The organism is Pseudomonas sp. lyk4-TYG-107 (assembly GCF_030209055.1).
Classification (GTDB): Bacteria; Pseudomonadota; Gammaproteobacteria; order Pseudomonadales; family Pseudomonadaceae; genus Aquipseudomonas; species Aquipseudomonas putida_A.
In genome coordinates this window covers 95,573-107,495 of the sequence record NZ_JARVST010000025.1, presented here as the reverse complement: position 1 = coordinate 107,495, position 11,923 = coordinate 95,573, and the positions used below count along the sequence as shown (strand labels likewise).

Below are 11,923 nucleotides of genomic sequence, written 5' to 3'. Positions count from 1 at the left end.
GACCGGCAGGCATTTTCATGCGCTCGGGCAAAGCAGGCATAATGGCGACCTTTCGCCCACCACAGCGCTGCCCGTCAGCCGGTCATCCCTTGAACGAACGCTCAATGTCCACCGCTCTGCGCCCCTCGGCTTGTCCGGGGTTGCTGCGTATTGTCCAGGCGCTGGACGGCGGCATTTGCCGGATCAAGCTCAATGGCGGCTCGATCACTGCCAATCAGGCCGACGCGGTGGCCGATGCCGCCGAGCGTTTTGCCAGTGGCGCGATCGAGGCGACCAACCGCGCCAATCTGCAGATTCGCGGCATCGGCGAGCAGTCAGCGGCATTGATCGACAGTTTGCTGGCCGCCGGCCTGGGGCCGCAAACCGCAGCGGGCGACGATGTGCGCAACCTGATGCTCAGCCCCAGTGCCGGGATCGATCAGCAGTCGCTGTTCGATACCCGGCCCCTGGCTGAACAGATTCTGGCGACATTGCAGACGCATCCGCGCTTTCACCAGTTGAGTGCCAAGTTCGCCGTGCAGCTGGACGGCGGTGAGGCGTTGGCGATGCTCGAGCATCCGCATGATCTGTGGCTGTCGGCGTTCGAACGTGACGGTGAAGTGTTGTTGGCGTTCGGTCTGGCCGGCTGCCCGACCGATCGTGCGGCCGGTGCCGTGAGCGTGGAAAACGGCCATGCACTGGTGGTCGCGGTGCTGGAGTTGTTCCTTGAGCTGGCTCGGCCGGAGCAGACCCGCATGCGCCATTTGCTCGATGAACTGCCGCTGCTGGCGTTTCTCGAACAATTGCGCGAACGCGTGGCGATCAAAGCTGCCGTTGCTCGACAGCGCACGCCGATGGCGGATGCGCTGCATATCGGTGTTCACGCGCAAAACGCTGACGACCGGGTATATGTCGGTGTGGTGCCGGCGCTCGGCCGTCTCGATCCGGCCATGCTGCGGGGCGTGGCCCGGCTGGCTCGCGAGTTCGGAGATGGCAGCCTGCGTTTCACCCCTTGGCAAAGTCTGCTGCTGCCGAACGTGAAGCCCGCCGACGCGGGGCGAGTCCTGCAACACCTGAGGCAATTGCACTGGCTGACCGACATAAGCGAGCCGTTGTCCCGACTGATTGCCTGCACCGGCTCCAGCGGCTGCGGCAAAGGCCTGGCCGATACCAAACACGACGCGCGGCTGCTGGCGACGCTATTGCCACAGGCGCAGAGCGTGCACCTGTCCGGTTGCCCGCGCTCTTGCGCTGCGGCCCATCGCACACCGGCGACTTTGCTAGCGGTCAGCCCCGGTCACTACGACCTCTATTTTCGCGATGCAACGCTGCCGGGTTTCGGCACGCTGCACGCACGCAACCTTACTATTGAAGCGGCCGCGATCCTGCTCGACGCCCGCTCACGGAGCCCCCTTGATGCTTGATTACATCCGCGACGGTCAGGAGATCTATCGCAACTCCTTCGCGATCATTCGCAGCGAGGCCAATCTGGCGCGCATCCCGGCCGATCTGGAAAAACTCGCGGTGCGGGTGATCCACGCCTGCGGCATGGTCGAGGCGGTCGATGGTCTGCAGTTTTCCGAAGGTGCCGGCAAGGCCGGGCGCGATGCGCTGGCGGCCGGTGCGCCGATCCTGTGCGACGCGCGGATGGTCTCCGAAGGCGTGACCCGCGCCCGTCTGCCAGCCAACAACGAGGTGATCTGCACTTTGCGTGACGACAGCGTGCCGCAGCTGGCCCGTGAGCTGGGCAACACCCGCTCGGCGGCCGCGCTGGAACTGTGGCGTCCGCATCTGGAAGGCAGCGTGGTGGTGATCGGCAACGCGCCGACCGCGCTGTTCTATCTGCTGGAAATGCTCGACGCCGGGGCACCGAAACCGGCGCTGATCCTCGGCTTCCCGGTAGGTTTCGTCGGCGCTGCCGAATCGAAAGCGGCGCTGGCGGCTGACAGTCGCGGCGTACCGTTCGTGATCATGCAAGGCCGGCTCGGCGGCAGCGCCATGGCCGCCGCAGCAGTCAATGCCCTCGCCACGGAGATCGAATGATGCAGGCCAAAGGACGTTTGATCGGTCTCGGTGTGGGCCCCGGTGATCCGGAACTGATCACCGTCAAAGCCCTGCGTCTGCTGCGCGAGTCGCCAGTGGTGGCGTACTTTGTCGCCAAGGGCAAGAAGGGCAATGCGTTCGGCATTATCGAAGCGCACCTGCAGGACGCGCAGAATCTGTTGCCGCTGGTGTACCCGGTGACCACCGAAGTGCTGCCGGCGCCGCTGTCCTACGAGCAAGTGATCAGCGATTTCTATGATGATGCCGCCGAAGAAGTTGCGGCGCATCTGGACGCCGGGCGCGACGTTGCAGTGATCTGCGAAGGCGACCCGTTCTTCTACGGCTCCTACATGTATCTGCATGACCGGTTGTCCACACGCTACGAAGCCGAAGTGGTGCCGGGCGTGTGCTCGATGCTCGGCGGCGCCTCGGTGCTCGGCGCGCCCCTGGTGTATCGCAACCAGAGCCTGTCGGTGCTCTCCGGCGTGCTGCCGCATGAGGATCTCAAGCGCCGTCTGGCCGACGCCGATGCGGCGGTGATCATGAAACTGGGGCGCAACTTTCCCAAGGTCCGTGCGGTACTCGAAGAACTCGGTCTGGCCGAGCGGGCGCTGTACGTCGAACGCGCGACCATGGCCAATCAGAAGATCGTGCCGCTGGATCAGGTCGAGCCGATGTCCTCGCCGTACTTCTCGCTGATCATCGTCCCGGGCGAACGGTGGCAAGGTTGATGACGCCATCCACACCGGCCATTGTCATCCTCGGACAAGGCGCGCTCGCTACCGCACGGCGGATCCAGCAGTTGTATCCGACAGCGCAGATCCACGGCCTCGCCGGACGCGTCGAAGGCGCCGACTGCAGCTATCAGGAATTCGGCGCGACCCTGCGTGAGTTGTATCAGCAAGACACGCCGATCATCGCCCTGTGCGCGGCCGGCATTGTCATTCGCACCCTCGCGCCGTTGTTGCTGGAAAAAGGTGCTGAACCGGCGGTGCTCGCCGTTGCTGAAGATGGCAGCGCCGTGGTGCCGCTGCTCGGCGGCCTCGGCGGGGTGAATGTCATGGCCCGGGAAATCGCCGCCGCATTGCAGGTCGCCGCGGCGATCACCACCAGTGGCGAATTGCGTTTTGGCACCTGCCTGCTCAATCCACCCAGCGGTTATGCGCTGGCTGATCTGGAACTGGGCAAGCGTTTCGTTTCCGATCTGCTGGCGGGGCACAGCGTGCGCATTGAAGGGGCGGCGCCGTGGCTGGATCAGGCGCAGTTGCCGCAAGACCCGCAGGCGCAGCGCTCGATTCATGTCGGCAGTGCCGAGCGTGTCGCGAGCGCCAACGAGTTGCTGATCTATCCCCGCAGTGTGGCGGTGGCGGTGAGTGCGCAGTTGGACGATCTGCCGCATGCCGTGCGCGCCGCGTTGCAGCAGGCCGGGGTTGCGCAGCAGTCGCTGGCCTGTCTGCTGGCGGCTGACACTGAAATGGCGTCGGCCAGACTGCGTGAAGCCGCCCTCGAACTGGGGGTGCCGCTGCGCTTTGTCGCGGCGCAGAAAGACCTCGGCGAGTTGGCTCGTCAGGTACTGCCGCAGGCCGTGATCAGCAATACCAACGGTCTGGCGATTGCGCGCGCCGAACAGCCGCTGGACGTCGCGCAGATCGGTCGTCAACGTGGGCGCCTGGCGGTGATCGGCCTCGGCCCTGGCGCTGCCGAGTTGATGGTGCCTGCGGTCAAGGCGGAACTGGCGCGGGCCACCGATGTGCTCGGCTACGAAACCTATGTGCGCATGGCCGGCCCGTTTCGCGATGATCAGGTGCAGCACTGCACCGACAATCGCGAAGAAATGCAGCGCGCCCGCCACGCCTTCCGGCTGGCGGCCGAGGGGCGTTCGGTCATCGTGGTCTCATCCGGCGACCCCGGCGTGTTCGCCATGGCCGCGGCGGTGCTCGAAGCGTTGCACGAGTCGACCGACCCGAAATGGCACAGCGTCGAGCTGGAAATCCTGCCGGGAGTGTCCGCCTCGCTTGCCACGGCTGCGCAAGCGGGTGCGCCGCTGGGGCATGATTTCTGCGTGATGTCGCTGTCGGACAACCTCAAACCGTGGTCGATCATTGAAAAACGTCTGGATCTGGCGGCCGAGGCCGATCTGGCGCTGGCCTTCTACAACCCGATCTCCCGTGCGCGTCCCTGGCAATTGGGGCGCGCATTGGAAATCGTCGCGCAGCATCGCAGCGCGGTAACGCCGGTGGTGCTGGGGCGCGACATCGGTCGCCCGGGGCAAACCCTGCGCGTGACGACACTGGGGCAACTGACCCCGGATCAGGTGGACATGCGCACCATGGTGCTGGTTGGCTCTTCAACGACATGCACCTTCCCCAAGGCTGAAGGTGGCGAGTGGGTCTACACGCCGCGCTGGTACGGCGAAAAGCCCCAGTCCTGAGCCGTTGGCGAGGGAGCTTGCTGCCTCGCCAACCGCGATCTCCCGCACAGATTGTTTCCGGATCTGACCGCGTCATATTGTTCAACGCGACCTGTAAGATCTGCTCCGCTTCTGTGTGAGAGCTTTCTCTTTGCTTACATTCTGTTCGACTTATCTTGAATACTGATAGGCAGACCTGAAATTGCAGCCTTGATAATTTCGCGTTCTGCTCGGGTGCGTTTGATTTATATATTGATTGTAGAAATAACTTGTTGCCGTTACATGCGTTATCAGTTGTTTTTTAGTTGTTGATTTTGACATGTATTGAAAGTTTTGAAGTTTGAGCTCCGATTCGCCAGAAGTTAGTTTGGCCGCTATGCAAGTGCCAGCGGGCACTTTCGTTACTGGTCAGGGCAAAGGAGCAACTTTCATGCAGGACCGAAGAACTCAAGACGCCAGCGGGTTTGTCAAATTCATCAAACTGTTCAAGCAGGCGGATCTGGAACAGGCCATGTCGGCGTACAGGGGCAGTGAATCCTATCAGTCAGTGTGGCGTTATTATTTTGCCTGTATCGGCTTGCTCGATTCTCCACGACTGATCGAGCCTTTGGCACTGCTCAAGCAGTCGATCGGCCAGTTGATCGGTTCGCCACATAAATACTCGCAATCCGATAGCCAGCCTGCACAGTTGTCGCGCATCTATAACAGCATCCAGGCTTTCGAGACCCGTGTGCAAAACAGCCTGGCGTACGCGAAGAGCACCCCGACTGCGGTGCCGAAGAATCTGCACTTTGTCTGGCTCGGTGGAGGACTGGGCGCGATACAGCGTGACTATCTCAACCTCTGGAAACAGGTGCTGAACGGGCAAGGTTACAGCCTCCATCTCTGGTACGACAGCGACGCATTGTTGGCCTGGCAAACCAACAGGCTGATCGTCGAGGCGGCCAAGGCTGACGCCCTGCAACAAGATGGCAGCGACAGTATTTCCAAAGACCAGTTGGGCACGCTGTACGAAGAACGGGCCATCGTCCTTAAACAACAGATGTCCATGCATATCGATGCCGCACTGGCGCGGGGACTTTCAGCTGATGAAGCACGCGTCGATCTGTTGGCCCGTGCCTATGGGCAGGACGCCGCGCAACTGGAGGCGCTGATCGAGCAAAACCGCCGCAGTCTGCTGGACCTCGCAGGAGACGACCTGCAGTTGCGCGACTTGAACGCCCTGGATACTCCGCTGCAATTACAGGATATCTACGAGCGTGAAATCCGGTTGCGCGGCAATCTGGCAGCTGCTTCCGATGTGGTGCGCGCCGAGGTCCTTTACGAAGAGGGCGGCGGATATGCCGATGTCGATAATCTGCCGCCACTGGTCAAGACTCTGGGAGGCGTTGACATCAGCGGGTTTGATCCCCGGTCACGCGTTGGCGTTCTGCAACTGCTGCTCGATCACAATCGGCACTGGATGCCTGCACGCGAGGCGCTGCGCCACCAGTACACTGATTATCTGGCAAGCATTCCCGAGCAACACCGCGCCGCGCTTGAGACGTTTGCCCGACAAAAACCGGCGCTGAATGAAGTGTTCCAGGCGCCGGCCGAGTTGCTCGTCCGCCCACAGGACTTGCGGGCAGTTGCTGTGCAGAGCTCGCTGAGCAATTCCTTCCTGATGGCCCATGCCCGATCGCCGATGCTCAAAAGCGTGATCGACCGGTTTCGCTTCAATTATGACTTCATCGACCTGACGGCTCGACTGGCGGCCAAGCGCGGTGTTGCGCTGAGCGATTTTTACGGCATGTCGACGCTTGCGCGCGAGGTATTCGAGCAAAACTGCGGCTCGATTGCCGCTCTGTCCTCGATCGAACACGCAACGGTGAACGAACTGATTCTGGCGGTCGCCGGATATTTCGAAGACGGTATCCGCCCGCAGAGCGAATGGACAATTTTTCTGACTGGCCCGGCCGCGATGCGCGCTGGCATGCGCGATTACGAACGGCACAACTTCGTCCCGCGCGAAGATGAAACAGTGCGCGTCGAGACTGCCATCGATCCGCTCTGGATGATCAACGACAAGACCGAGGAGGAGCAGGATCACTCGTGGAAAGACAACGCCAGCGATGATGAACAATGGGTTGTCGACGAACAGCAGCGTTGGCGGCAAGGACAGTTCAGTGCCCGCTACAGCGGTGATGTTGCTGCCCTGCTCAAACAACAGACTGTGTTGTTCGAAGAGGGTTGGCCGCTCATCGAGGGACGCCCGGTGTTATTGACGGAGGTCTTGCAAGGGATGATCGACCGACTCGGTGCACCGTTTGTGGCGGCGATGAGGCAAGGTCATAACGGTCCGCTGGTTTTTCCCGAAGGGCCGGGTCTGGGGTTCGACGATCGTCAGGCCATCAAGGCCCAACCCGTCACTCTGCAAGCTCCGGCGTCGCTCAGTGATGCGCGGATTCAGGGGCTGGCGCTGGATGAGTTGCTAAGCGGCATTGCCGAGGGTTCGCTGCACTTCTTCCAGATCAGTCCCTTGCAAAGGGTAGTGTTGGGACAGATGCTCGGCGTACGCTCACTGGATAACTCAAGCTTCACGCAACTTGCCCCCGAGCTCGACAACCTCGCCAACAGCGTTGCCGAGGTAGGAGCATCGGTGCGTTATGCGGCCATTGAACGCCATCTGTATCAGCATCGGGCGCCGCAATTCATGGCCGGTCTCGCCAGCCATGTCGACCAGCCGATGGTCTCGTCGGACAGCGCGCTAACGTTGAAACGAGCTGCGCTGTCGCAGGCGCACACGCTGTTTCAATGGGGCCGTCATGTTGCCCATATCCAGACCATCGCCACCCGCGAACATCGTGAGCAGGTGATCCTGCGGCTGGGTCAGGTACTGGGGCAAATCGAGGCCAGTGACGTCAAACTGGTGCCGCAGGATCTGTTGCTCCAGGGGCCAGGGGATCCCGGTGGCCGTTGTTACCCGCTGGCGCTGGTCATGAGCGCTGCTCTGGAGCACGGCGTGGCGGCGTCGCGACGCTTGCGCGAGCGATTCTTCCTGGCCACCGTCGAGCCGCAGCAGCGCGATTCAATTGTATTTCTGGAGGCGCTCGAGGAGTTGCGCGGCGTGCAGTTGCACGATATCGGCAAGCCGCTGGGGCGGGTCGATCTGCAGCAGCTCGGCACCACGCTGGAGGCGTTCGCCAGCTCGCGCACGCTGATGCTCAACTCGGATAACCACGCCATGCTGGTGGCGAAAACCTTCAATGGTGGGCGCGCCACCTATCACTTTTATGATCCCAATTTCGGCGTGTTCGAGTTCGGCCAGCCAGACCAGCTCCAACTGGCACTGACCGACCTTTTCCAGAAACAGGGCATGGCGAAATACTATGCGGCCTATGGCGACGACGCGCGCCCGACATTTGATCTGATCGAGCTGCAGGGGCAAAAGATAGCGGCGCTGGATCTGTCCGGCGGTTTGCGCGTCGGGCAATTGCTGGAATCCGACAATGTGCTGCCGGAGCATACACAGCGACCGATCCGTCGGCGCCTGAACAGTGCTCGCGGCCATTCGCTGGTCAGTAATCCGCACCTGGGGCGCAGCCTGCGCGATCTGGACAGTCATTGGTGGGGACAGCAGATTGCCCAGGCGACTGACGCTCTACAGCACTTGCATGCTGCGGCAAAACCGCTGGTGCCGTTGTTCGAAACCCTGGAGATGACGCCTGCCGGCGAGTACCGGATCAACCTGATCGATCCCTCGCAGGCCGAGCATGTGGTGCAGGTGGTGAGCTCCGATCACCGTCTGCTGCGCATCAGAAATTATCTGTCGGAGCAGTTTTCGGCACTGGGCACCCGAGCCTCGCCACAGATGGCAGAGGCGGTTGCCGTACACACGCTCAATACCGGCTTCACCATCCAGGCACTGATGAACGTCCTGCGTGGACGAGAGGGGGATGACCGCACCCTGACCACCGCCGTGCGTTTGCACGCTTACGTCAATTACGCGCAGCTGGTGCATGGCAATGTCACGGATGTCGCTGGCCTGATCAGTCTGGTAAAAACCGCGCTCAATGAAGAGAAGATCATCGCCCGCACCTGTGCGCCGGTGGTGGGCGAGGCGCTGGGACATGTCGCCAACGAAGGCGTGGGCGCGGTGCTGGGGCTGGCCAATGTCGGTTTCGACATCTATCAATTGGCGACGGCAGACAACGAGATCGAGCGCGCGCAATTCGGCACCCAACTGGCCTTCGACTCCGCCAGTCTGGCGTTGACCGCCGGTGGTCTGGGGGCTGCCACGGCGGGCGCGGCAACAGCGGCCGCCGTGCTCGGTGGAGCCGGGGTGATCCTGGGCGGACTGGCCGTGGGTGTGGCGGCCCTGGCCCAGGGGTTTGCCAGGATCGCTGAGCAGGCGCAGGAGGTCGGGCTGTTCTTCGATGATCTGGAGCGGGCCTGTCGGGGTGTCGGTTATCGTTATGACGACGGACTCGGGGCGTGGGTCGCTCACCCTTCGCTGGTCGTCCAGAGCCTGGACTTCAATCGCACGATGCTGGTGCTCGACAGTCCGAAGGTGTATCGGCTGCGCGACCATTTCGGGGTGCCGGATTTCAATCCGGATGATCAACAAGCGCTCGATCTGCGGCGTGAACTGGGTCTTCCCGGCTACATCCACTTCGATCCGCCGACTACGCAACTGGTCGTCCTGCCGTGTACGCCGACCACGTACTACGGTTACGAATACAAGGCGTTGCCATTCTCGACGCTGCGTCACGACACCGGCTTCGATACCGCCCGCAAGCTGGAGAAGAAGGATGCGGCTGGCCAGCGGCGGTTTCTGTTTTCGTTCTACTCCTTTCCCGTGCACTACATCATCAACCGTCTCGCACCGTCGTATCGGCCAACCGTGATCGAGGTGCGGCTGGATGCCCACGAGCGTGCGCTGGCGGTGCCAATGATGCCGCAGGTCTGGCACGACAAGGTGTCGTACCGCATCGAAGGTGCGGGCGGCGCCTGCTCACTGATCCTCAATCGCGGGGTCAATCTCCAGTTGCAGTCCCCCAGCCTGCAGCAGTGCCGCTGGAATCTGGTAGCCGCCTGGGCCACCGAGAGGGATGTGCGGATCGACGTCGGCGGGGTTCTTTCGGTGGGTGGGGTGAAGGTGACGTTCGGCGGCAGAGGTCGGCATGAGGTCATGCTTCAGCTGACCGGGCGGCAATCGTTCAAGGTCAACCGCAGTGACGGACGACTGGACATTATCGAGCAGAGCGCGCCAGCCGGGGAGAATGAGCAGTCGCTGCTCACGCATTACCAGACACTGGCCCGGGAGCATCGGCTGGTGCTGCCTTACACGCCAGTTCATCACTTTCCGATTCCTTTCGAGCCCGAGAGCCAGCCGCGTCACACCACGGCCTGGTACGACGCTGCCGAGGATCGTTTTCTGTACATCCGCAGTGAAGAGGTACTGGCGGCCGATGAAATGCTGCTGGCGGCGGTGGTCGACGATTCTGCGTTTTTCTATGAGGTGCGCAACTACGACATCTGGCAGATCGATGCCGTCAGTGGTTTGCTCAAGTGCCGCTACCGTCTGCTTGTCATGGAGGGGCAGTGCAGCATTCGGCGTATTGAAGTCGATGCGCAGGGCGTGATTCATATCGAACAGCAATGGCTGGGTGCCGATCGGCAAGTCACGCAATTCAACTACCTGATCCATGAAGGCCAACTGCAACTGGTGGCAGTTACCCGAGAGATTGACCGTGAGCTGGGCCAGCGAGTGTTCGCCAACCCGACCTTGACGGATTGGACGGCGGTGCTTGGTCACTATTTCACGTTATCGCCGGTACCCGAACGCGCAGGCGTCAGTACCGTCGACTGGCAACCGGCCGCTTACGTGTCGGTCTGCTGGGCGTTCGATCCGGGCAAACGTGACCTGGTCTGGATTCGCAGCCGTGACCTGTTGTGCATTCATCCGTTTGTCTTCGGGCATGACCGCGGCTGGGTCGATTCGATCAAACAGCTTGGTGATCTGCTGCTTCTGCCGGTCAACGATGAGCACGAGCTGTTTTTCATCTACGACCGGCTGGCGCAAAAGCTGTGCAAGGTGCAACGCAGCGCGTCCGCTGGCAGCGAGCGCTGGCCGGCGCAATGGACGCATCAATGGCTGCAGCCTGATGGGCTCAATGATGTGGTGCCGGTACAGGACGGGTATCTGGCCCTGACCGACGACGGTCTGTTCTTCAACCTGACCGCAGAGGGTGAAGTGCATCTGGGTGGCTTGAGTGAGCGCTGGCTCAGGGGGCGCGCGCAGTGGTGGCAGGCACTCGAAACGCTGGCGGTGAAGTACCCGGTCAACAGTTTCGCCATTCTGGGTCTGCGCAACGCCGCCGGTGATCGCAGCCTGTGTGCCTGGTATGTGGATAACCGCTTGCTGCTGTGCGATCCGGGGCACGAACGGGAAATGCGCCTGCTCGGGGTCACACCGGACAACCAGGCGGTCTGGCTGTTCGATGTCGCCAGCGGTGAAATCTGCAGTCAGCGGTTCTTCGACAGCCGGCAACTCGAGCCAGCATTCGGCAGCGGCGCCCAGTTACTGGCGAGCGACTTGCTGCCGGCACCGCAGGCCGAGTGGGACGACTGGCGGTTCAGCGCTGTGCGCAATGACGGCTCCGGTCTGTACGGGACATCGGTCAACGGCGTGTCACTCAAGCTGCGATATCAGGAAGCTGAAAGGATCATCGGCGTCGATCATCACTGGGCCAGCGAGCACGCGGAACATTTGCCGGAGTCTCTGCAGGCATTGCTGGAGACCGCCGAGCATGGGCCCTACATCGCCGTGGAGTCTGGCGCGGGCAACCTGCAATGGTACGACGTGGCGAATGCACAACTGATTCGGGTAGCAGGCCAGGATCTGCCACACGATTGCGAATTGCTCGGCACCCGCCATCGGCATGTGCTGTTGCACGAACTTCAGGCACACCGCGTACACGTCTACCCCGGTCAGCAGAGCATCGGCCCGTTCGAATACATGCGGCGTGACGCCGAGGTGTTGGTGGTCGAGGGCCAGAACAAGGTTGAAGACCTGTTGCCACTGATCGCTGATGACGTGAGCTGTCTGGTGTTGCGCCTGGGGCAGGGCGGCGTCACGTACCACCTGTCGAAGGCCTGCTGGTTGCGGCTGGACTCGGTGATTGTCGATTGCCGTCACCCGCTGGGCGAGATCCCGGCGATTCCCGGCAAGCTGGTCTGGGCGCTGGACGCACCGCAAACACTGCAACTGTCGTTTGTCGACGAGCACTTGCTGATTGTCGACCCGGATCGCCAGCACAGCCTGATCCTGCGGGATGTGTGCTCGGCGGATCCGGCGATGCGCGGTGACGTCTTCCTCGGGTTCGAGGGCGGGCGTTCCTATCCGGTATCGAGCCTGGTGCAGAGGCTGCGGGAAATCGTCGAAGTCGATGATGGCGACGGCAGTACAACGCTGGCGCAGTTGCTGGGAGCGGTGCCGGCCTGACGAAA

Annotated in this window: 5 protein-coding genes; all 5 read left to right on the top strand. The window is 62.0% G+C overall.

Going from position 1 to position 11,923, the window contains the following annotated elements; translation table 11 throughout:
• Positions 1-104 precede the first annotated feature (104 nt).
• The 5 genes from cobG (at position 105) to QRN61_RS20680 (ending at position 11,918) form a co-directional block, all read left to right on the top strand.
• Positions 105-1,403, top strand: a complete 1,299-nt coding sequence (cobG, locus tag QRN61_RS20700) for a precorrin-3B synthase (RefSeq protein WP_285375145.1) — start codon at positions 105-107, stop codon at positions 1,401-1,403.
• Positions 1,396-2,022 (top strand): precorrin-8X methylmutase, encoded by a 627-nt coding sequence (locus QRN61_RS20695; RefSeq protein WP_096794809.1) that lies wholly within the window; start codon positions 1,396-1,398, stop codon positions 2,020-2,022. The genes cobG and QRN61_RS20695 overlap by 8 nt, the downstream gene beginning before the upstream one ends.
• Positions 2,019-2,753, top strand: coding sequence for a precorrin-2 C(20)-methyltransferase (locus QRN61_RS20690; RefSeq protein ID WP_371917839.1), 735 nt, complete (start codon positions 2,019-2,021; stop codon positions 2,751-2,753). The genes QRN61_RS20695 and QRN61_RS20690 overlap by 4 nt, the downstream gene beginning before the upstream one ends.
• Positions 2,753-4,453, top strand: a complete 1,701-nt coding sequence (gene cobJ, locus QRN61_RS20685) for a precorrin-3B C(17)-methyltransferase (RefSeq protein ID WP_285375142.1) — start codon at positions 2,753-2,755, stop codon at positions 4,451-4,453. Before QRN61_RS20690 ends, cobJ begins: the two co-directional genes overlap by 1 nt.
• Positions 4,454-4,862: 409 nt before the next feature.
• Positions 4,863-11,918, top strand: a complete 7,056-nt coding sequence (locus tag QRN61_RS20680; protein ID WP_285375139.1) for a TcdA/TcdB pore-forming domain-containing protein — start codon at positions 4,863-4,865, stop codon at positions 11,916-11,918.
• Positions 11,919-11,923 lie beyond the last annotated feature (5 nt).